This is a genomic window from Coprococcus intestinalis, assembly GCF_023656595.1.
Classification (GTDB): Bacteria; Bacillota; Clostridia; order Lachnospirales; family Lachnospiraceae; genus Coprococcus_A; species Coprococcus_A intestinihominis.
Genome location: NZ_JAMOKJ010000002.1, coordinates 176,413 through 198,467, shown reverse-complemented (window position 1 = coordinate 198,467; position 22,055 = coordinate 176,413). Strand labels below are relative to the sequence as shown.

General features: G+C 45.7%; 26 protein-coding genes. All 26 read right to left on the bottom strand.

Features of this window, described 5'->3' with window-relative positions; all coding sequences use genetic code 11:
* Positions 1–2 precede the first annotated feature (2 nt).
* Positions 3–314 carry a hypothetical protein gene (locus tag NBH03_RS02430; RefSeq protein WP_250796731.1) on the bottom strand — a complete coding sequence of 104 codons (312 nt, stop codon included), beginning with the start codon at positions 312–314 and terminating at the stop codon, positions 3–5.
* Between the two features lie 15 nt (positions 315–329).
* Entirely contained in the window at positions 330–1,331 is a 1,002-nt protein-coding gene (locus tag NBH03_RS02425; protein ID WP_250796725.1) for a phage tail protein I, read from the bottom strand.
* Positions 1,324–2,466 (bottom strand): baseplate assembly protein, encoded by a 1,143-nt coding sequence (locus NBH03_RS02420; RefSeq protein ID WP_250796724.1) that lies wholly within the window; start codon positions 2,464–2,466, stop codon positions 1,324–1,326. Before NBH03_RS02420 ends, NBH03_RS02425 begins: the two co-directional genes overlap by 8 nt.
* Positions 2,459–2,788 (bottom strand): hypothetical protein, encoded by a 330-nt coding sequence (locus tag NBH03_RS02415; protein WP_055285869.1) that lies wholly within the window; start codon positions 2,786–2,788, stop codon positions 2,459–2,461. The genes NBH03_RS02420 and NBH03_RS02415 overlap by 8 nt, the downstream gene beginning before the upstream one ends.
* Before the next feature lie 6 nt (positions 2,789–2,794).
* Complete coding sequence (locus tag NBH03_RS02410; RefSeq protein ID WP_250796720.1) at positions 2,795–3,196, bottom strand: phage tail protein; 402 nt, start codon at positions 3,194–3,196, stop codon at positions 2,795–2,797.
* A gap of 3 nt (positions 3,197–3,199) precedes the next feature.
* Positions 3,200–3,550 carry a hypothetical protein gene (locus tag NBH03_RS02405; RefSeq protein ID WP_055285873.1) on the bottom strand — a complete coding sequence of 117 codons (351 nt, stop codon included), beginning with the start codon at positions 3,548–3,550 and terminating at the stop codon, positions 3,200–3,202.
* The gene (locus NBH03_RS02400; RefSeq protein ID WP_250796715.1) at positions 3,550–4,848 is read right to left on the bottom strand and encodes a LysM peptidoglycan-binding domain-containing protein; all 1,299 of its coding nucleotides are present in this window, start codon (positions 4,846–4,848) and stop codon (positions 3,550–3,552) included. Before NBH03_RS02400 ends, NBH03_RS02405 begins: the two co-directional genes overlap by 1 nt.
* Position 4,849: 1 nt before the next feature.
* Complete coding sequence (locus NBH03_RS02395; RefSeq protein ID WP_069431167.1) at positions 4,850–5,065, bottom strand: tail protein X; 216 nt, start codon at positions 5,063–5,065, stop codon at positions 4,850–4,852.
* On the bottom strand, positions 5,058–8,702 hold the full coding sequence (locus tag NBH03_RS02390) for a phage tail tape measure protein (RefSeq protein ID WP_250796707.1): 3,645 nt from the start codon (positions 8,700–8,702) through the stop codon (positions 5,058–5,060). The genes NBH03_RS02395 and NBH03_RS02390 overlap by 8 nt, the downstream gene beginning before the upstream one ends.
* A 196-nt stretch (positions 8,703–8,898) precedes the next feature.
* Positions 8,899–9,321: a phage tail assembly protein gene (locus NBH03_RS02385; protein WP_055285881.1), complete on the bottom strand. Its 423-nt coding sequence runs from the start codon at positions 9,319–9,321 to the stop codon at positions 8,899–8,901.
* 75 nt (positions 9,322–9,396) lie between these two features.
* Positions 9,397–9,915: a phage major tail tube protein gene (locus NBH03_RS02380; protein ID WP_117469246.1), complete on the bottom strand. Its 519-nt coding sequence runs from the start codon at positions 9,913–9,915 to the stop codon at positions 9,397–9,399.
* A gap of 16 nt (positions 9,916–9,931) precedes the next feature.
* A complete protein-coding gene (locus tag NBH03_RS02375) occupies positions 9,932–11,362 on the bottom strand; it encodes a phage tail sheath family protein (RefSeq protein WP_250796706.1) in 1,431 nt (476 codons plus the stop codon).
* Positions 11,363–11,365: 3 nt separating this feature from the next.
* Complete coding sequence (locus NBH03_RS02370; protein WP_250796701.1) at positions 11,366–11,746, bottom strand: hypothetical protein; 381 nt, start codon at positions 11,744–11,746, stop codon at positions 11,366–11,368.
* A 16-nt stretch (positions 11,747–11,762) separates the two neighbouring features.
* A complete protein-coding gene (locus NBH03_RS02365; protein ID WP_250796698.1) occupies positions 11,763–12,260 on the bottom strand; it encodes a hypothetical protein in 498 nt (165 codons plus the stop codon).
* Between the two features lie 3 nt (positions 12,261–12,263).
* On the bottom strand, positions 12,264–12,830 hold the full coding sequence (locus NBH03_RS02360) for a phage tail protein (protein ID WP_117469244.1): 567 nt from the start codon (positions 12,828–12,830) through the stop codon (positions 12,264–12,266).
* Positions 12,827–13,171 carry a hypothetical protein gene (locus tag NBH03_RS02355; protein WP_069431159.1) on the bottom strand — a complete coding sequence of 115 codons (345 nt, stop codon included), beginning with the start codon at positions 13,169–13,171 and terminating at the stop codon, positions 12,827–12,829. Before NBH03_RS02355 ends, NBH03_RS02360 begins: the two co-directional genes overlap by 4 nt.
* On the bottom strand, positions 13,171–14,226 hold the full coding sequence (locus NBH03_RS02350; protein WP_250796696.1) for a major capsid protein: 1,056 nt from the start codon (positions 14,224–14,226) through the stop codon (positions 13,171–13,173). Before NBH03_RS02350 ends, NBH03_RS02355 begins: the two co-directional genes overlap by 1 nt.
* A gap of 15 nt (positions 14,227–14,241) precedes the next feature.
* Positions 14,242–14,577, bottom strand: a complete 336-nt coding sequence (locus NBH03_RS02345) for a hypothetical protein (RefSeq protein WP_250796695.1) — start codon at positions 14,575–14,577, stop codon at positions 14,242–14,244.
* A 14-nt stretch (positions 14,578–14,591) separates the two neighbouring features.
* Positions 14,592–15,815 (bottom strand): head maturation protease, ClpP-related, encoded by a 1,224-nt coding sequence (locus NBH03_RS02340; protein WP_250796694.1) that lies wholly within the window; start codon positions 15,813–15,815, stop codon positions 14,592–14,594.
* A complete protein-coding gene (locus NBH03_RS02335) occupies positions 15,703–17,340 on the bottom strand; it encodes a phage portal protein (protein WP_331476028.1) in 1,638 nt (545 codons plus the stop codon). The genes NBH03_RS02340 and NBH03_RS02335 overlap by 113 nt, the downstream gene beginning before the upstream one ends.
* Before the next feature lie 147 nt (positions 17,341–17,487).
* Positions 17,488–17,724 carry a DUF6148 family protein gene (locus NBH03_RS02330; protein WP_069431154.1) on the bottom strand — a complete coding sequence of 79 codons (237 nt, stop codon included), beginning with the start codon at positions 17,722–17,724 and terminating at the stop codon, positions 17,488–17,490.
* Entirely contained in the window at positions 17,725–19,557 is a 1,833-nt protein-coding gene (locus tag NBH03_RS02325) for a phage terminase large subunit family protein (protein ID WP_250796693.1), read from the bottom strand. It abuts the gene before it with no gap.
* Entirely contained in the window at positions 19,538–20,029 is a 492-nt protein-coding gene (locus tag NBH03_RS02320; protein WP_055285907.1) for a hypothetical protein, read from the bottom strand. Before NBH03_RS02320 ends, NBH03_RS02325 begins: the two co-directional genes overlap by 20 nt.
* Before the next feature lie 172 nt (positions 20,030–20,201).
* A complete protein-coding gene (locus NBH03_RS02315; protein ID WP_250796692.1) occupies positions 20,202–21,014 on the bottom strand; it encodes a phage terminase small subunit-related protein in 813 nt (270 codons plus the stop codon).
* A 195-nt stretch (positions 21,015–21,209) separates the two neighbouring features.
* Positions 21,210–21,692 (bottom strand): sigma-70 family RNA polymerase sigma factor, encoded by a 483-nt coding sequence (locus NBH03_RS02310; RefSeq protein ID WP_117471684.1) that lies wholly within the window; start codon positions 21,690–21,692, stop codon positions 21,210–21,212.
* 44 nt (positions 21,693–21,736) lie between these two features.
* On the bottom strand, positions 21,737–21,877 hold the full coding sequence (locus tag NBH03_RS02305; RefSeq protein ID WP_181968471.1) for a hypothetical protein: 141 nt from the start codon (positions 21,875–21,877) through the stop codon (positions 21,737–21,739).
* Between the last annotated feature and the right edge of the window lie 178 nt (positions 21,878–22,055).

The following is a 22,055-nucleotide window of genomic DNA, read 5'->3' as shown; positions in this document are numbered from 1 at the left end:
TGTTACACCTCCTTTTCTGTAAAATCAAAAGTAAATCGGTACAAAACGCCCTCTTGTACATTGTTAAGCGGAATATTTACCGCCTTGTCAGCCCACAACTTATTGTTTTTGTTGTAAAGCTGCACCCTCTGCACTGTGGCTTTTCTGCTTACCTGCGGGGTAATCTGTACATATACAGCAACCCTGCCGTCTTTCAGACGTTCCCGGCGGTGTATCACCTTTTTTTCAGAAACGCCGTTGACGGTTACTTTTGCATAGGCAATGATATTGTCAATGAAATCTTTGAAATCATTGATTGCGTCTGTTGTCAACATGGCTTTTCACCTCCTTTATAGCTTTCTGCGGCTTCCGCACGGCTTGACGCCGTATGAAAACCCCATTGCCTGCGTGCTTGTCCCCACGGCGCCGCCCTGTGTCTGCTGCACCGTGCTTCTTTCCGGGACGGTTCCTGCTGCCGGGACTGTGAAGCGGTGTGCTTCCATTCTGTCACTTGCCGTGACCGTGGCACCGCTTGTCTGCCCTCTGGTGTTCCTCTGTGGCTGTTCTCCGGCTTTTATCCGTCCTGCTGGTGTATTTGTATAGCCAAACGTATTCAACGCCGTGTCTGCGTCGATATGCGCCGCCTGCTGTGAAAATACCGTGTTTCTGTATGGCTTTGTGCCTGCTGCTGGTGCCGTGAATATGAAGCCTGCTGCTTCCGTTCCCACAATATAGGTTGCAGCGCCTATCCCGGCTTTTGTGTTTCTCTGTGGGTATGTTCCGGTGTTAAGTCTTCCGGTCAGCGGTGTTTTATATCTGAAATACTCCCCGTGGGTGTATATGACGCCGTGGACCTGTCCTTGATAGGTCAATTCGTCCATGTGTGCAGATAATCTTTTATACATTTTCACTGCCCGGATAATAGCTGCGTAGTCTGCCGTTATTCTCTGGTTGGTCACATCAAGCACAATATGAAAGTGTCCGGGTTCTCCCTCATACTGGAACCACTCTTCCACTTCACTTTCTGGAAATAAGCTGCCCAGCGCTGTTTCAATGGCATATTTTGTGCCCATTTTCTTATGAACCTTGACACTGTTTTTCACTAAATCCCGTTTTGCTTCCAGTGGGTAATTGTAGTCGTACCAGTCAACGTGTAGGTCGTATGCCAAAATGTCCACCAGTTCTTCTGGCAATTCATCAAATCTGGAATATATCAGCACATTGTCAATTATCCCGGAAGCGTCCAGCAGTGCTGCTGCCGTGGCGTTTGCCAGTGCAACCATTTTGGGGTCTTTCTTTAGCGCTTCCGGCAGGCACTCTGAATAATCGGCATTGTAAATTGTTTTAGACATTTTCAATACCTCCATTCAGAACGCTTTTGTTTCCCAGCTTTGCAACCTTTATATCATCAACAACCGTGAATACTGGCTTTCTGACTTCAACACGTTTCACGCCTGCTTCCATCAGCTTTGCTGTTAGGTATGACGGGTTAATATCCCGCCCCATTTTGCTTGTCTGCCATGTCACGTACTCTTCCACTGCCTGTGTTGCTGCCGCCGCAATGACTGTGGCGCTGGCTGCGTCTGGCTGTGGAATATAAAAGGTCACGTCAATGTCAAATGCTACCGTTTCCGGTGCAGATACCGTCACTTTGTCGGTCAGTGGTCTAATGTCGGAAGCGTTCAAGGCGTCTTCAATCTCTTTCAGCACCCCGGACGTTGCCTGCTGTCCATTCTGTAAAAGCACCCGGACGTCTACAACGCAAGGTTCCGGGCTTGTCACTGCCACGTCTGCCACGGCTGGTGATACGCTCTTTGTCCAGTATATGTACCCGTTAATAGGACCCGCCGTGCTGAAACTCTCCATACTCTCACGCATACGCTCATAATAACTGGCGTCGTCCTCTTCTTCTGCGCCGCCGCTGGTTGCCGTGATATTCTCTGCTTTCTGGTAGTAGTCGTATAGGTCAACCAGTTCTTTGACCTGCCCTGCTGCCAGATTGTTTCCAACGTCGCCCGCTGTTGTGCAAATTCCCTCAACGTCCCCGTATGTCTGCCCGGCTTTTATTTCCAGATTTTCTTTTGTTTCAAATAAGATAGCACCATCAAAAGAAATTCTGGTGCCCGCAGGAATAATCACTGATTGTTTCTGTGCTTCTGAAATATAAAAGCGGAACATTGCAGACGCCGGACTTGCTGGCAGTCTTTCCAAGTCCTTGAATAATTCTGCCAAGCTGTCCAAGTATTCACCGTCCGCATAGCGTGGCACGTTCTTTTTTGCTGTTTCATTGATAATGACACGCTGTTGCACAATGATATTTGCAACCCATGCAATAAAAAGTCTTTCCGGTGACGCCGGGTACACCTTGTAGCGTTCACGCCCCGGCACCTGCTGCACCATATTTTCATACAGCGCAATTAGATTGCTTTCTATCGTTTCTGTGTCGGTTTCCACAAAGTCAATGTCTGGGTATTTTCTGTCACTCATTGTCTGTTTCCACCTCCTCCAAATAAATAATAGGTATTGTGCGCCCTGTGGCTGCGTCGTGTTCAAATGTAATGTCTGCAACCTGCGCCCGTGGTTCAAATTCTTCTATCTGGTCGTACAGATAGCCCACCAGTATATTTTCAACTACTGGCTGCGGTCTTCCGTATAGGCTGCCGGGCAATCCAAAATCACGGAACATAGGGCAGGAACCCTGCACCGTGTCCAGAATAACCGCAATATTTTGTATGACTGCTTGATGGTCATTTGCTGGTGCAAGGTCAATTTCTGTCAATAGTGACCCGTCGCCCCTTATCACGTCCATGCTTTATCACCTCTTTGGATATTCTTTCAATGTCACGTCTGCTGTTGCAGCCCAGCAGTTGCCTTTGTTGTCATAGCGTTTCAATGTGCTGCTAATGCCTGTTATCACCCACTTATAGGAACCGTATTTCTTGCCGCCTAAAACCAGTGTTGAAATATTGCCCTTATTACACATTTTGTTTAATTTCTTAATTTCATTCAGTGGGTTTGTTCCGTGAAATACACTGAACGCCATTTTGAAACTGATTGTTCCGGGTTCCGGTCCCAAAAACTCCAATACGTCACGCTTAATGTGTCTGTCATGCGTTGCGTACTTTGCAGACACTTTCCAGCTTAATTCATCAAAGGTGCGCACGGTATTTTCTGAAACTGAAAAAACCAGACTTCCCAGACTTCCTATTTTTGCCATGCTCTACACCTCCCCTATTATGAAGCCGTCCCCGTCGCCATCTGGAACCATTATGCAAAGCACCATATCATTAACGCCCGGCGTCCACTCTGTCACAAATGCTTCATGGCTGTGGCTTACTTCCTTTAACATTTGCCCGTTGTAGTCATATTTCAGCGTTGTTTTTGCCGTCTGTCCCTCTGCGCCGCTTTCCATTGCTGGCACAACGTACACAGGGCGTTTTATAATCCTTAAATCACCGGAAGTGATACCGCCTTTGTCCTTGAACTTCACACGGGCTGTCATTTTGCTGGCGTTCACGCTCTGCACGGTGCCAAGCCGCACTATGTTTTTTAACTCTGTCATATCTGCCATTAGTAGCCCTCCAATACCTGTTGTAATTCAATCTGTGTTGTATATCCTCCCGTCAATTTGTGGGTCGCTTTGGTAATCTTGTACTTTCTGTCGAACTTCTGAAAGCCTTTTAATTTGACTGTGGCACCTGCCACCAGCTGCACATCACCAAGCATTGTGAAACTTGCTGTAAACTGCTGTGTGTTCTTTTCACGTAGCCGTTTTTTTGCCAGTTCGTATGCTTCATTTGTGCTTCTGACCTTTTCGTTGACTTCAAGTGTTTGCCCGGTTCCCTCTGTGCTGTCTGCCGTGTATGTGCTTTCAATCGTTTCTTTACTGTCCGGGTCCGTATACGAAACATGGCAGCTGGTGTATGCTGTATCATGCAGGCTGGTTCCCAGCTTGTATGAAATATAATCACCGCTGCCATATTTTATGGTTTTTATAGGTGGCTTGCTGTCATACTCTGCGGCGTCATAGATAACCACATTCATTGTGGTTACTTTCAGCGCAAGCCCTGCCGCTTTACATAATTTCTGTAAAAACACAATGTCCGACGTCTGTACCTGCTCTTTTCTTTTGTACTTTGGTATATTGTCCGCAATGTACATCAGTTTCAAGTTGCTTTCGGACGCTATCTGCTCCGCAATCACTTTCAAATTGGTGTTTTCCCACGCCTTTGATTTTCTTTCTACTCTCATTTTGGAAGTATAAGGAATTGACGTGCCCTTTAGTGTGATTTTTGTTGGCGGTCCGCTGGCGTCTACGCTGTCCAGTTCAAATGTCCCACAGTCCAGCACGGCGTCTTTGCCGTTATCGTGCCAGTTCTTCTGGACAATCGTTGCTGTTATCAATTTAGGGTCAGACACTTTCTTTGTTGTTTCTTTCGTTTCTGTGACCGTCTGTGTTGCTGTACCGCCCGTTGTGATTTTGAAAACCTGCCCCGGATATATTAAGTTAGGGTTTTTAATATTGTTTTCAGAAGCAATCTGCGGGTATTTTGTACCGCTTCCCAGATACTTTTTGGCAATAGCCCAAAGCGTATCACCTTTTTTGACCACATAATTGACAACGCTTGCAGCTTCAACCTGCTTTTGCACCGTCGTTGTGGTCTTAATGAAAGTCGGCTTTACTTCCAGCCAGCTTCCCAGCCACTTTCTTTCTCTATCATCAAACGCAAGCTGCAAATCGTCTGCGTTGTCTTCGTCTTCATCAGTGAAAGTAAGGCTGCTTAAATATTTATTTATATTTGCCGGGACTTTTACGTTTTGAAATTTCAACCGCAATTCCACCCGGCGTGCCATGTCTTTTGCGCTCATTCTACGTCAGCAGCCCCCTTTTCCACGGTGGCAGTTCCAAGTCTTCTTCGTCTTCCACTTCCGGGATTGTTAATACAACCCCGGCAGGGAAAACGTAGGTGCTGGCGTACTTGACATTGGCTTTCATCAGCTTATCTGTATGCAGGACACTTCCCATTTGTTCAAATGCTATCTTGTCCCACATATCCCCAGATATTGTTGTGTAGCTTTTAGTCATATTTCTGCCGCTTCTCCTTGTCTTCTTTTTCGTCCAGCAGGTCTTCAACGTCACGCAGCAACTTTCTGTTGTTCTCTTCCAGTTTTGCGTCCAAGTCTTCCGGCTTGTCCCCGTTGATAACTATTGTCGGACTGTTGTTTATAGTTACGTTGTTTGCACTTCCACCGCCACTTCCTGCGCCTGCTGTTACCTCTGGCGCTGTGTTGTAGTTATTCACCGTCTGCGGTGCTGTTGTGGTCTGTGCTGTTGGCGCTACCGCTGCCGCTGTTGTGGCTGCTGTATTCTGTGCAGCCAGAATGTTTCTTGTCTGGTCCGCTGTAAACACCGTGCGCCCCGGTGCGTTCGTGATTAACTCCGGTCCCGCTTCACCAGCAATGAACGTGTCTGGTGTGTTTTTTGAACCTTTCGCCAGCATAGGTATTTCAGATATGTTTATACCTTTTCCACCTACACCCGGCACCCAGTCTGGCACTTTTACTTTGTTCAATCCACGTATAACCGTGTTGACCACAGATATAATGCCGTTGATAACTCCCGTACACACTGACTTGATACCCTGCCAAATTCCAGAAAATATTTGCTTTATGCCCTCCCAAGCCTGCCGCCAGTTCCCGGAAAATACACCAGTTATGAAAGTGATAATTCCATTCAGTACGGTTGCAATTCCAGAAATTACACCGGAAATTGCTTGAACTCCGCTTTGTACGATAGACTGGATTGTTGGCATTGCAAATTGTATTGCTGCTAAAATTCCTTGAATTATTGGTGAAACTATGTTCCAGATTGTCGTCAGTGCTGTTTGTATCGCAGGTAAAAGCGTTTGCAATACGTTTGTCACCACTGGCAAAATTGCTTGAATTGCTGCGGAAATTGCTGGAAGCACCGTGCTACAAATAAAGCTGAATAATTCTGAAATAATCGGCAAAACATAAGTTGAAATGAATGTGATTATTTCTGAAATAATCGGCATAAGACCAGCAATGAAACTTCCTATCACCGGAATAATTGCACCGATAAAATCAGCAATGCTTTGTATAATCTGCATAATGGTTGGGGCTGCCGCTTGAATAAAGCTAACAATCCCCGGTATTACCTGTGTAACAATCACCTGCAATACCTGTTCTGCAACTGGCACAACGTATGTGGTTATAAAGCCCACAACCTCTGAAACTGCGTTCTTTACTGTTCCCAGCACATTTACAAACGTGTCAAAGACTGCTGCGCCTTTATCTCCGAACAATTCTTGTATCTTGTCACGGGCTGCACCTATGTTCCCATCAGAAAACACATTCTTTATGGTGTCGCCTATGTTGGTAATGACTGAAACAATCTTGTCAAAGACTGCCAGCGCTTCATCACCAAAAGTCCGCTGTATAAATCCCCTTATCTCTTCAAGATGGTTCTTTACAAGCTGTATTACTGTAATAATTGTTGTGATAACGCCCACAACTGGCAGTATCTTTCCTGCAATACCTCCAAGCGGTCCCAGTGCTGTTTTTGCAAGGTTTCCAATAGGACCCAGCACCGTTTTTACCGCATTTCCCAGCGGTGCAATCAGTGTTGTTGCCTTGCTAAATGCTCCGGTAATTCCCTTTGTTATGAAGCCGCCTACTTTTCCAAGTGGGCTGTTTGCAATCGCACTGCCTACCGTTCCAAGTATCGGACCCAGCTTGCCGCCAATCAACGAAAATGGTTTCAGCATAAGTCCCAGCATTTTTGTTCCGGCTCCTGTCAATGCTCCGCTTGCTTTTCCTGCAATTCCTAAAAAGCCGCTGACAATGGACTGTTTCACGCCGCCCATAAAGCCTGTTACTGCTCCAACAACTCTGTTGCCACTGAATATATTACCTATTGCAGAACCTACGCCGCCCATAGCGCCTTTTACATTGCCAAAGTATGACAATATACCGCTTCCAGCTGTTTTCAGCTTTTCCGCAAAACTTACGCTTGTTGCTGCGTTTTCAATAAATCCGGCACGCAGTCCCAGCAGTTTTTTTGCCAGTGACAATATGCCGTCTTGTGCTGATAATGTAACCAGCTTTGTTGTCAACATTCCCACTTTCAATGCCGCCAGCCCTGCCGCTACCTTTAGGGCTGTTTGCACCAATTTTGGGTTTGCTGCTGCAAATTCTGAAACTTTAGTGACCACCACCGCCACTTTGTCTGCCAAATTTCCCACAATCGGCAGTAAGTTTTGACCAAGAACAATACCCAAGTTTGCTATACTGTTCTTTGCCTTTTCCATTTTGGCTTCTGTGGTGTCTTCCATTTTGGCAAATGCGCTGTCTGTTGCCCCAACGCTGTTTACCATGTCTTGTACGCTTGAATTGAAGCCGTCAACTCCGTTTGACAGAAGCGACATTGCCGCTTTTCCGGCTTCTGAACTGCTGAACATATCAGATAGGGCAAGACCAGACTTGCTGGCTTCTTCCTGTATACCTCCCAGAATTTCCCCAAGCGATTTACCGCTTGCCATCAATTCTGCAAAGCTGCCGCCCATCTTCTGCCGCAATAGCTTGTCTGTCGTACTTCCAGACTTTGACAACTCATTTAACATACTGTTCATGTATGTTGTCGTTTCTGCGGCTGCAATACCTTTGCTGGTCATTATTGCATATCCGGCGCATAACTGTTCCAGTGAAACATTGCTGGCGTTTGCAGTCGGTATGATTTTACCCATACTGCTTGCCAGTTCTCCTACTGTCACTTTACCTTTGTTCTGCGTCTGTACCAGCATATCTGATACCGTGCTTACTTTGTCCGCACTCATGCCGTATGCGTTCAATACGGTTGTTAATACGTCCAGCGTTTGCGAACTTTCCGCAAATCCGGCTTTTGCTAACTTCGTACTGTTTGTAACAAAGTTTACGGCGTCACCTGTCTTCTGTCCGGCAGATATAGCATTGTACACATCATCAGCAATGGCATTGGCTGCAATTCCTGTCTTGTTTGACAGTTCCATTATCTGTTGTGACAATGTGCCCAGTGGGACTTCCTGCGTATCTGCAATGGTTCCCACCTTTGCTATTGCTTTTTCGTACTGCTGCGCTGCCTGCACGGGTCCTGCATACACTGCGGCGGCTACGGCACTAATTGCACCAATAGTCCCCAGCAGTTGTCCTTTTGTCTTTGAAATGCTCTGTTCTACCTGCTGTTGCTTGTCATTCAATTTTTGCAACGTCTGCTGTGAAGTTTGCAGCTTTTCATAAGACTTTTGCAGTCTTCCGTTGGCTTCTTCCAGATTATCCGTATTTACTCCGGCTGCTTTCAGTTCGTCGGCATAACTGTTTAATTGTTTTTCCTGTTCTTCGATTTTGGCAGTGGTCTGTTGTATCTGGTTTTCATTCTTTTCAAGCTTCTTCCGCAGTGCTTCTGTGGGTTCGCCTGTCTGCTGCAATTCCTGCTGTAATCGGTCATGCTCTGCGTTAAGCTGTGCCAGCCGTTCTTTGTTCTTATCAATAGCGGCAGACTGCTTTGTGTAGCCGTCAATCTTTGATTGCAGGGAATTGACATTTTTTAAGCTGTCCCGTAACTGGTTGTTGGTGTTAATTGCGCTTTTGAATGTGCTGTTAAAATTGCCACCCAGCGACGCTTTCAGCTTAAAAAGCAGTTCAAATTCCTTTTGTGACCCTGCCAAGCTGTTTCACCTCCCTACGCATTATTGCTGTTCTGTTTCTGCTCTTCCGCTTCTTCTTTTTCCACTTCATTTATGGTTTCAATCCATGCAAAAAGTCTGCGTATAGGCATTTGCAGCCAGAACGGGACGGGCGTATGTGAAGCCCTTGACATTTTGTATATCTGCTTTCTTATGAACTTTGCGGGTTCTTTAATTTTTAATAGCCCGCAGCAATTAAAAAATCCCTTGCTTTGTTCTTAATCTTCATGTAATCGCCTACCGGAAGACGTCTGATTTCATCAGAAGCAACCCCCGCAGCTTTTGCCGCAAGAATACACTGGAACGCAGAGGAAATTTCCGGTGAAAGTGCATATTTGTTCTGGTCTGCAAGTTCCTGTTCTACTGCTTCAATATCTTCACCAGTTAAATTGTCAAAATAGAAAGTTAATTTTGTATACTTCTTTCCCTCAATCTCTCTGGGCTTTTTGAATGTGTGTGTATAATTCAAACTGCCGTCTTCTTCCTTGTCTTTCTTCTTGTCGTCAAAATTGACCACGCCGCTTGCCTGTGCTTCCTGCATTTCCTTTTCCTGCTCTGTTACCTGCTCCATGTTTTCAGTTGTATTTGTTGTATCTGACATTGTTTATTCCTCCATATCTTTGATTTTAGGCAGGAAAAAACCAGCGGTCTTCCCGCTGGCTCCTGCTGTCTTTTTTTACTTGCCTAATGCTTTTCTGACGTCCTTTAAGTAATCTTTGCCATTGATAATGCACACAAAGTTTAACGGGTCAATTTCCGTTACCTTTGAACCGTCCAAGTACATTGCATAGTATGAAACGGCATATTCACCACTTACATCAGCTGTTGAAGCTGCCGCAACTTTTCCAAGCGCTGTCTTCTTCGGCTTTACTTTCATAATGTGCTTAACGCCGGACACTTCGTTTGCGCTTGTACGCAGGTTCATTCTCTGCTGTGCAACTCGCAGGTCAATTCTGTGTACCCGTGGTTCCATCAGCTTGACCGCTGCCGCTGTGACAGTTCGGAAATTGAAAGTTGTTGACATTGCATTTAAGTGACCAATAATGATTTCTTCGATATTTCCCGCAATGCCTGCGCCGCTCAACTCTTCCGTCATGTACTCCAAGTCTGGCAGTGTCACTTCTGTGGTTCCCAGATACTCTACTGCGTCTTCGTAAATCGCATAGTTAATAACTAATTCGTCAACTTTTGACATTCTGTTTCACCTCCTGTTATGCTGCCACCAGTGCTGCAAGATATGACAAGTCATATTCAAGCACAAAGTCCATTTTCTGCATTGGTGATGGCGGCGTCATATAAATGTGAAAACGCACAATTCCTGCTGCAAGCTGGCTTGTGCTGTTTTCGCTTTCGTTGAACTCCACACGCCCACCAATGATTTTTTCATCAGTTGCAAGACTTGCCAGCCAATCATTGATTGACTGCACAACTGCGTCAATCAGACGTCTTTTAATTCCTCTGTCAATGTATTTCCAGTACGTCAAAATAAGGGTCTTTGCAACCCACTTGAACATACGGTTGATACAGTAGAAATAGTCCGTCACGTCTGTGTTGGCAGGATAACAAGCCGTATAATTTCCCCAGCTTACAAAGCCATTAAAGAAATTAAGTGCGGTCACAACGCCGTTTTCATTCAAGTAGTTTGCCTGCTGAATATCCATGACTACTTCCGAACCGTCCGCAGTAACCATTCTATCTGCCTGTATGCCCTTGTTTGAAGCGCTTTCGCAAGGTGTACCGCCGCCGTACTCTTCCGCATTGTCTACGGCTGACATACTGGCTGCAAGCTGTGTTGAAAGATTGAAAACTCTATCTCCCAGCGCAACTTTAGGGAAGCAGACAACTTCTGTTCTTTTTGTGAAGTTTTTCTGTTTCTTCCATGCTGGCACTTCCGTGTAGTATGTCGCCCCGGTTTCTGCTGTGCAGTCAATATCCAGAATTGCTTCACCCTCAAACAGTCCGTTTATATTCTCTGCTTTTGCAGACATTACAGCTGCAACCTCTGCGTCATGTGACCAATTCGGACACAAAATAAGGTCTGGAACCTTTGTATAAAGTGGAAATACATTGTTAATCAGTTCAAGTCCGGTTGTCTTGTGTGTGCTTACGCTGTAACCGCCGATAATGTCACTTTTTGTGACCTGTGAAGCGTCCACGGCGTCATATTTCACGGTAAGTTTGCCCGTGGTTTCTTTTAAGAACTCCACAACGCAGTTTGTGTCACTGTAAAATACTTCGTAATCTTCCCCGGCTGTCTTTCCTGTGATTTCCACACTGCCTGCGATTGCTTCCGCAGGTAATACAATCTGACCGTCTACAACGTCCATCTGTGTTTCATCAACTGTTTTCTTGTGTTTCTTAGGGTCAAGAACATTTACAAAGAATACCTGCGCAGAATTGAACAATGTAAACGCTGTATAAATCTCTTCACAAAGACTGTATTTCTTCCAGTCGTCGGAATATCCCAACGCCTGCACTGCTTCTTTGTAACTTGAAGCCATAATGACTTCATTTACTTTTCCGTTTACCATCTGCACGGGTGCTGTTCCAACCACAAAATGTACGCCAGTATCTACGGACACGGGCGTGATTGCGCCATTGCTTGTCTTGCTGGCGTTTACTCCATGTGATACGTCACTCATTTGTTATACCTCCTGTTCTGCGTATGCAAGGGCGGCAGCCTTTAAGTCTGAATAATACTTGTTATATACATTCCCGGTTGTCTTCACCTTGTCTTTCTTGTCTGCCAGTTCGGAAATAGGAACCAGCATTTTTCTTACAAGTGGGAACTTTTCAAGAACGAAAGAAAGTTCTTCTTCAATCTCTTTGTCTGTTCCCTCAAAAATCTTGTTGCATGGCAGCATTGCTTTTGGCAGGTTCGGTCCAATGTAAATCAGCTTCACTGTTTCTGCCTGCGTATTTGCCGTTTTTGCGGCTTTTTCTTCTGTTGTGGTATTTTCTACCGCCTGCACCTTTTCAGCGTCCTTTTCGGCTGCTGTGGCGCTTGCTGTGGTCACTTTTGCCATTTCGTCTTCCTCCTGTCTATAAATTGTGCAAAATCTCTGCCACATCACGTTGCGTGACTGGCATACTCCAATTTGTTATCATTTCGCCCATGTAATATGGCGGCGTGGTGTCTTGATAAGTGATATATTCAAGCGGCAGTTGTAACGTAAACTGACCGCCACTGATTGTCCCGGCTTTCTTCAATTCGCTGCGCACTCTTAAAATCAGATTAAGAAGTGCAAGCGGTCCCTCCTGCCCGTCTTCTGAATATACCGCAAATATAATTCTTACTTTGCAGCTGTCTTCCTCTGGTTCGTCCGCTTTCTTGTCGTCCGTCCCTGTTAGGAACTTTAACAGAATGTATGGTACTTTCTGCTGTACGTCGTCTGCTTCCGGCAGCCCCATTTGATAGACTGCTGCTGCTCTTTCTTTTTCTTCGTTGCTTCCCGTTCTGGTTCGCACTGGCAAAATAATGTCAGACGTTTTGGAACTAATGAATTTCTGCAATTCTTCTAACAAAAAAACTGGTGTCATGCTTTACCCTCCATAACCGTTCAAAATCCTGTTCATTTCGTGTATAATTCTTTCGTTTACCAGTTCTTGTGCTTCCTTTTCCAGCCCGTCTATAATGTCTTCATTTCCCACCATCTGCGCTGCTGATAGTCCCATTTTTTCTTCAATCGGAAAACGCTTGCGCCCTGTCCTCTCAAATACTCCTGTGTGACCATTGGTTTTCATTTCTGCAATGAAAGCGTCTTCAAATGGTGTCCCGCTGCCGCCTTTTTTGACTGCTGCCCGCACCTGCTTTCCGGTTCCGGGTTTTGTTGGCGTGACTTTGAATTTGTACAGCGGTATTTTTACGCCAGAAAATGAAACAAAGCCCGCAAGGTTTCCCGTGCTGGCTTTGGTTATATTTATTCTGGTCGCTTTCGTCAGTGCTGCGCCATTTACGGCGTATACGGTTTTTACCTGCTTTATTGCCTGTGTCTTCACTCTGGAAATACCACGGTTCATTGCGCTGGCAAATACTCTTTCTGCACCTTTTGGAACGTCTGCCAGCAGGGTTCCCACTCTTTCTATTGCGTCAGATGTTATTTCAATCATTCTTCCAACATCTCCAATTCAAGAATTATTTCCCCGTCCTCGCAGTCTGCTTTTGAAATGTTATATAGATTGATTGCCCCGGCTTCGTCAATTTCAAGCTGGCGTCCTTTTTTGGGAACGCAACCAAAATCATATAACGACATATAGACCAGACAAGAAGCACGGTTTATGCCCTCTGCATTGTCCCCGTTTCCTCTCTGCCGTTCGTCGGCTGCCGTGTGGTCAATGATTATGGGCAAATAGTGTTTCTTGCCTTGATACCATATATCAGTCATAGTTGCCATTTCTCCGCAGTTGTGAAACACTTTCATGTCACTGGCAAGCTGTGCTTTGAAGTCCATTAGATAGGCGTTGCAACAAACCAGCTGTCTACATCATGCGGAACGCATAACGGTGCAGAAGACAGATTAAGGAAGCGGCGGGCAGGCTTACGCTTTGTCCATGTGTCCGGTACATATTTACCCTCTACGGTCATAAAGTTGCCGTCCGGTTCCTTAATAAGTGTGATTGCTCCATAGTACATGGAATAATCAGCGTTTGTGCTTAACAGCGCTAAACTGTCAGCAGGTACAAGCGGCTTGTCTTCCGGTGCAGCCGGGTTTGTCCAGTCGTCAAGATACCACTCATTGTACTTGTAAATATCAAGTCCCAGTTCGTGAATGGTTCCAATGTATGTGACGCCGTTCGGTAACTGTTTAGGCTGGATAACTGCAAGATTGAAGTTTTTCACATCAAGCATTTTCTGTACCTTTGGGTGATTTACAAACGCATTTGCAACGTCACTTCCCATCACGCAAATGTCGCAGTTCACAAAACCTTTCTTCTGTACTGTTTCGTGCCAGCGCTTAATATCTGCGATAGGGTCGGAAGTGTCAGCTGTCCACTTTTTGGCTGCTGTTGTGATTTTCTCTTTGTTTGTAAAAGAAAAATCAATTACTTCATTCACTCCGTCGCCAACGATAGGGATTGCGCCAGTAAAGATTGTCTGTGCGCACATCAGTTCTTCACGTCTTAAAATCTGCTCTCTTAACTCCTTGAAGTCGTCTGCCATTTTAAGCACGGCACGTTCCGCAGGTGTTCTGCCAGAATAAAGGCTTTCGCCCGGTCTTCTGATTAACAAATCATCAACGGTTGTCACTTTCTCCGGTGCAACTAAAGGTGGTGTATATGTCTTTGTCTGGTAGCCAGTGTTTGGCACTACCTTTCCACCAACTAATCTGCTGACGAACGGTGCAACTTTTCTGCTGCCCTTTCTGAAATCAACGTCAACGTCCTTTGTTGTGAATGTTTCTTCATGTCTGAAAAATGTACTTCTGAAAAAAGTACGCACGGGCGGTAACTTCTGAACCACTCTGCCCATTGTCCGTGGTTCGTAAATAGATACTTCGTTTGCCATTGTTGTTCTTCCTCCTTATCTCAAAAAGATTGATACTTTGCGCAGTGCTTCTTTGATTTTTGCTAAATCTGCCCCGGCTTCAAGTGCTAATGCGTCAGCGAAAAACTCACCTGTCATGTAATATGTCACTGGTTCGCCGTTTCCTGCTGCCGCAGCAGCAATACCGATTGCGCTTGCTTCGCTTCCTTTTGCAACTGGAATAATCTTGTTGTCATTCGCAGTGTCAATCATTACTGGTGCATATTCCTTGATAGCTGCATTTGCTGTTCCGGTTTCCGGTACTGTTGGAAAATCACCAGCAAAAAAGTTCTTCGGTGTGATTTCTCTTTTTTCTACTGCATATTCACCCATTTGCTTGTACCTCCTTATTTCTCATCTGGAAACAACTTGTCAATAGCGGCGTCAAACACGTTCTTGCCGTTCTCTCCTGCGTTGTCCTCCGGTGCTGCTCCCTGCACGCCGTTTGCACCGCTGTTTTCTGCGTCCTGCTGGCGGTTCTGAATGTAGTTGCCGCCCGCTTTATTCTGCTCTGAAATGATTTTAACTGCCATTTCCTGTGCAGAAATAGGGTTGTCAAACTTTGCGTCCTTTGCGATTGCGTCATAGTTGCCGTTTGCCAAGTCTTCAATGCCTTTAATTCTGGCACGTTCTGCGGCTGCTGCTTCATTCTGGATTGTCGCTACTAAATCCGGGTATGCGGCTTTTAGTGCGTCAACCGTTGTAATTTTGTTTTCTGGTGCTGCCATTTCTGGTTCCTCCTTTTCCTGTGGCTTGTTGATAGGTTCTGTTGCACTATTTACTAAACTACCCGGATTTTGATTGTGCGGGCTGTTTAATAACTGGGTTGGAATACTCTTGAACATAGAAACGTCAATAGGCACTGAATTGACAACGATTTTTGAAGAGTTTTCAACAACTGTTGTGCTGTCTTCAAACATCAATTCATCACAAAAGCCGTTTTCAACGGCAATGTCGCCCGTCCACCATGTTTCATTTGACATAAGCTGTTCTATGTCCTCTGTCTTTTTGCCAGTCTTGCTGGCATATGTATTGACAATGCTTTGTTTAATCACTTTCAGTTCATCAGCCATCTTCAAAAAGTCTTCTGCTCTGAAAGTGTCCCAGACTGTCATTGCGGGGTCATGTATCATAAATACACCGTTTCTGGCAATCTTGATTGTGTCGCCTGCCATAGCAATGATTGTGGCTGCGGAAGCTGCCCAGCCATCAATTTTGACTGTCACTTTTGCTGAACAATCTTTCAATCTTGTGAAAATCGCATTTGCTGCGAACACATCACCGCCGCCACTGTTAATGCGCACGATAATTTCCGGCACATCACCAAGCGCCGCAAGTTCTTGATTGAATTGCTGCGGTGTCACCCTGTCTTCCCACCATGACTGCTGGCTGCTTATTGCGCCGTATAAAAGCAGTTCCGGTGGCTTGTCCCCGGCTGCCGGGATAAAGTTCCAGAATTTATTTGTTGTCACCCCGTAAGGATTGCCCGGTGTTCTGCTGTCCTGCTGCTGGTTCATTCCCGGCATTGTCTGCGGGTTCTGCTGGGGTGTTCTGTTTGTTTGTGGTTCCATTGGCAATTTTCTTCACCTCTTTCAGTTCTTTTTCTTCGTGTTTCAACTGTTCAACATTGTTATAAAAGTTGCTTCCCGTCATTTGCATTGCTTCATCACTTCTGGTGCTAAAGCCGTTTGACACTCTCTTTTCTGCGGCTGTAACCTCTTTTACCGGGTCAAGCATACCTTTTGCGGGTCCGTTCCACTTTGCCCCGCAATATGCTTTTCTGATTGCTGGGTCAGTGAAAAAACCCGGTGCTTTGATACGTCCTTTTGCTACCGCTTCCGTCAGCCATTCTTCATATACTGGCTGGCAGAAGTCCGTTGATAGCCAGTCACGGTACATATTAAACATTTTCCATGCTTCTTCCAGTGCGCCTTTGCTGGCTGTATAGCTGGAATTAAAGCGCTTCACAAGCAATTCATACGGAATTTCAAGCGCTGCGCCTATCTGCTGGCATATTGCTTCTACAAAGCCGCCAAAATTGGCGTTTGGTCTTCCGGGGTTCGTGTCGTGTGCTTTCTCGCCCTCGTTTAAGTCGATAACGGCGCCCGGCGCAAGTTCAATGGTGCTTTCGTCTTCTGCGTCCACCTGCACTTCTTCCGGCAGCATACTTCCTATGGCGTCTTCTGCGCTGGCGTCTGCCTTTTCAATGAAAATGGTAAACATACCAGACACAACCGCAGCCACAAGCTCTGCGTCCGTGTATCTTCCAAGCTGTTTCAAACTTTCAATGACTGGCGCAAGGAACGGAACACCCCTGCGCTGTCCTATTCTTTCCCGGTTCATCATGTGAAGCACGTTTCTTCTTCCGGTCTTTTGTCCGTATGCTTCAACCCTCTGCCAGCTTATGTCATTGTATGCGTATGACAACGGGTGGTGGTTCGCTATGTGATACGCTATCACTTCCCCGGACTTGTCAACCTCTACACCTCCAACAATCTTGTTGTCTATGGTGTCGCAGTTGTCCGGGCTGCAAAGTCTGTCTGCTTCTATCAGCTGCACACGCAGGTCATACGGCTGGTTTATTCGTGGTTTGACTGGTAATACTGCCAGACAATCCCCAGAAATAAGCCAGTTCATAAAAGCCAACTGCTGCAACTCGTAAAAGTTGTCTATCCTTGACATATCGCAATCATTGCTTTCAGCCCAGATAGACCACTCTTTTTCAATCTTTTTTTCAAGGTTCCGGCGTTCTTCTGGTGAAATTCCCAGCGTTTCTGCGTCAATGGTCGATTTCAACCGCAGCCCACGTCCAACAACGTTGGTGCGCATGGTTTTGACTGCCCCGTTTGCCAGTGGCACGCCCATGTATAAATCACGGGTACGCTGGCGCAATATAGATACATTGTCTTCTATGTCCTCACGACTGCTGCCACCTGCATGAAGCCAGCCTGCAAGTGATTTCTTTGTGACGCTGGCGCCATAATTGCCATACCCGCTGTCTAAAATCTGCATTTTCTGCCTTGCAACCGTTCTTTTCAGTGCTGCTTGCGGTGCTATGACTGCTATTGCCTTATCAATTCCCGCTGCAATTCCCACGCTTTCACCTCCTTTATTGCATGAAAAAAGCACCTTTTCACGGGTGCTTTTTTGTCTTTTCTCACTTATTCACGCTACAATATTACCCCATTTTTGCGGGCAATGGGGGGAAATAAAGCCCCAAAACGGGCAATCACGGGCAATGTTTTATAAATCCCGTGGTACAAATCGTTTTGCACGGTTCCTGCCGCCATATTTTGCCGCATTTTCAAGCGCAGTGACTTTCCCTTGCCAATATTCAATAGACTTTCTAATTTCGGTCAGATTGGCTTTTGTCATAGTCCTGCTGCCTATCGTGTATGACTGTGCGTTTGTCACTGCCAGTTCTGCTTCCAGCCATGCGTCAAGGTGTCTTTTTGCTGTTTCCAGTGTAATTCCTGCCATTTATAAAATTCCTCCACTTCTTCTTCTGCCACGTTTTACAATTTTCTTTGCTTGTGTGGCGTCTTTCTTTTTGTCTGGTTTTTTCAATGGTACGTTGATAATTTCAATGGCTGCCGTTGCGTAGTTTCGGCAGTCCAGCGCTTCATTTCGTTTGTGTTCGCCTTTGTCTTTCAGTTCCCATGCAAAATATGGTCTGCCCATCTTGTAACGCATTACCTTTTTTTCTGATGTTAAGCCCTTGAAATACTTTTCGTCATATCCCTTGCCCTCTTCTTTTGGAAAATGGCAAAAGCCGGGTCCCTCTTCCTCCAGCTTTAGTCTGTCCATAAGCAGGCTTTTTCCGGTATCAACTCCCAGTGTGAAAAGATATGCGCCCTCACGGTTGCTTTTTGACGGCTTCTGGATATACGCTGCGGCGCTATCGTTTGAACCTTTGATTGCAAATACTCTGCGATTGAACCGGGCTTTGCAGAATTTATATACTTGATTGGTTCTGTGTCCTCCACTATCAATGCAGACACATGACAGCTTCATTTTCGTTCCGTCCGTCTTTTCAAAAGTCTGCAATAAGAATGTGTCAAGGTCTTGCCACACTTGATTGTTAATATCTGAATTGTCGCCGTATATTGCCGCATACCTAATGCCCCAGCTTTCATATTCTGGACCCCAGCCCACAACTTCAATTTCAAACCTGTCGTCCTGCGTATCTACGCCAGCTGTCAAGTACAGCACTTCTTCTGGTACTTCGCACTTGTATTTCTCCCGGCGTTTCATCAGTTCGTCGTCCTCTATGGTTTCCCCGTCTTCTTCCCACGTTTGCCCCATTTCAGTATTGGTCCATACTTTCATCAGTTCCACATTGCCTTTTTTCATCTGGTCATTTGCCGTCAGAAACTTTTCAACAACTTCTTGCCATGTGGTCAATGTGGAAGCAAGCGTGTTCAAGTGGAACCCACGCACGGGGTTGTCTGGGTCTTCATGCACAAAGGTTCCGTCAATAAAGTGTTCTTTCCATTCTGCTTCGCTGGATATGACGCCACACTTGCTGCAAGCATATCTGATTTCTGACAGGTCGTTCTTGTCAAATACAACATTTGACCAGACCAGCGGTTGCAGTTCTCCGCAGCACGGGCACGGTGCGTTCCATTCTCCCCGGCTGCTGTTTTCGTACTCCACTTCTATTCTGGAAGCCCCTTTGACCGTCGGTGTGGAAATGTCCACCTGCTTTTTATTCCAGAACGTAGTCTGACGCTTTGAAGCCAGCAAAAGCGGGTCGCCCTCTTTTCCTGCGCTGGCTGGGTATGCGTCTATTTCGTCCGCAAGCAATATTCTGATTGTGTGGCTTCGCAGTCCTGTTGGGCTGTTCGCTCCTGCAATCGTTATAAAGCCGCCCGGAAATATCTTTTGCATGATTGTATTACCGCTGTTGCGGCTCTTTTCGTTGATACGGTCCGCAAGTACGGGCGTATCACGCAGCATAGGCGACAGCTTTTCTTTTGAAAACTTCTCTGCCATGTCTATTGTCGGCTGTATAACCATAATCGGTGACGGGTCATAATGCACATAATATCCAATAGGGTTCAGCACCATTGCGTCTGTCTTTCCCACCTGTGCTGCCGACATAATCACAACTTTTTTTATTGTAATATCTGTTATGGCGTCCATAATCTCTTTTTGATACGGTGCCTTTGCTGTCTTCCAGCGTCCCGGCTCTGCGGAAGACCCGGCAGACAGTCTGCGGAACTTGTCTGCCCACTGTGAAAGTGTCATTTCTGGTGGCGGTTGCAGCACTTTGAAAATCCGTGTGAACATATCAACTGTGTTTTTCTTCATTGTCTACACCGTACCCAAACACTGTCTGGAAGTCTGAAAGTTCTTCCAATACTTCATCAATGGCGCTTTTCAGCAGCTTAAATATTTCTGTCTGGTCCTTTTTCTTTGATAGAATGGGGCTTAACTTTGCAGGTATAGCCATAAGCCTTGTTTTGAACCTAACAAGTGTGTCTGTCATTACCTGTTCCACGTCCTCTGTGGTGTGTACCTCATTTCTGCGCAGTTGCAATTCCAGTTCTTGTGCTTCTCTTTTTGCTCTGACCAGCTTTGCACGTTCTGCGTTGTAATCTATTGCGCTTTCACTTTCCGGGTTGTTTTTGCGCAAATAATTTATGTACTGGTGGTTTACGGTCTTCAAGTCGTACAGCCCCGGTCTGATTTCCGTTATAACCTTTTCGTCACGCAGCTGGCGCACTCTGCGTTCTGAAATATCCAGCCAAGCGGCAACCGCCTTTGAAGTGTACGCTTTCAAAAACCGCACCCCCTTTCTTTTGTGTCCGAATTGGTCACATTTTTTCTTTTTTAGCCCCTACCCCTTTATTTTTTACCGGGTCGGAAGCGGAAATGAAATTTTCAAAATTATATCTGGGCAGGTTTTGGGCGTCGCCGTACCCGCAGTGCTTCCAGACCGCCGGAAGAACCTATTAAACGTCGTCCACAACGCCTGTGATTTCGTCGTTTTCGGTGCTTCCGTCCGGGTCAATCTCAAATTCGCCCGTTAGCTTCTGTTTATTCAATTCAAGTTGCTTCTCTGCAAGCTGCAAGCGTCTGTCCTCCAACTCATACGCCTTGATACTATCCAGCTGCTTGATGATACGCCCGTGCAGCTTGTTTAGTTCGGCTTCCACTTTCATTGCCCGTTCAAATGGGCTGGACTTAATGACAGACTTCATGGCTGTTTTATATGTTTCTGTCTTGCTTCCCTCCGGGTCTGCACACTGCTGGTGTTTCATGCCGCAGTCCTCTTCCTGCTGTCTTTCCTCCATGCTCTTTGGTACAATCATGTGTACTATTTTATCTGTGTAAAAGCCGCCTGCTTCTGGGCTTTCATACTCTTTCAATAGGCTTTCCAGATAGGCTTTGCGCAGATATAGCGCCTGCAATTCCTCCATCATTTGTGACATTGCGGACGGTGTGCCCATGTTCTGTATGGCTGCTGCCTGCTCCGGGTCTATGTCTTCATATCCCGCCTGTGCAAATGCCCCATGTGTTACGGCGTTTTTATTGCCCCTTTTTGCTGGGGTTTTTCCGGCAGCATTTTTGTTGCCTTTTTGACCCCCTCTTTTTTTCGGCTTGTTTTTCAGCGCTTCGTCCCAGCTGTCTTCTGACTTCCATTTTCTTATCCGCACTTCTGGCACCCCTGCCAGCTTCGCCAGTTCCGCTGTTTCAATCTTGCCGTCTGCGTCCAGATAGCGTTGCATTGACTTGTCCCGTTCCGGGTTCCGTGGTCTTCCCATCTTCTCACCTCTTTTCGTTCGTTTTCATTCTTTCCAACTCTTCCAGTTTACGGAAGTATAAAAAATTATGGGCTTTGTAAATTCAAAAAATCACCAAAGCCCACTATTGCCAACGTGCAAATATAACGGCTTAAAGCCTGCTTCACTGGCTTAAATTATACCAGTAAAACGCAGGCAATGGCGGGCAATGATTGCTTATGCAATCCTCTGAAATTGTGAAATAATCTGGTTCTTTTCAAACCTCTGTGAAAGTGTTTCAAGTGCTGTATCTCTGATATTCTTGCACTGTCTTTCACTGTATGAATTGCGTACCGCTACTTGTTCCCATTTGAGGTTGTGCATGTAAAAATCAAAAATAATGCGCTTTTCTTTCAGTTTCAGCCTTGAAACTTCCTGCAAAATCTGCGCCTTTAAGTCTTGCAACTGCTGCACCTTTGCTTCATACTCTCTGATTTCGCCGCTGACATAATCTGGAATATTAAGCGCCATATTTTCTGTTTGTCGTGATATATTATTTTTTCCTTTTGGTAGACCGTCGCACTGTATAGCGCCAATGGGATTATAGTATTGGTCCGTTAAGTCACTTATAATCTTTCTGTATATACTCACCTCCCCGTCTATGTCTTTGTAATATTCCAGCAATTCAATAACCCTGCCTTTTTCCATTGCCTGCGCCATTTGTTTTTCCTCCATTCTTTGTTTTTGCCAGTCTTTCCCGGCTTCTATCCGTCTTGCACGTCAACTGCGTTTTCTCCTGCTGCCTGCTGCCATTCTTTCTCTTCGTACCCCATGCACTTTATGTATCTTTCCGGTTTTCCGCAGCTTTCATAATATTTGCAGTCTACGCAAACATTTTCTTTCATTTGCGCTTCCTCCGTGATATGTAGCCTGCGCACTCCGGTTCCCCTCTCAATAGCCGCATTGAGCATGACCCTCCGCACTCATAAGCCTTTGTGATATGCTTTGCGCACTTTGTATTTGCGCACTGATTGCGGCAAAATACGGGCATATTGTCTGTGTTAAGCATTATTATTGGTCTTT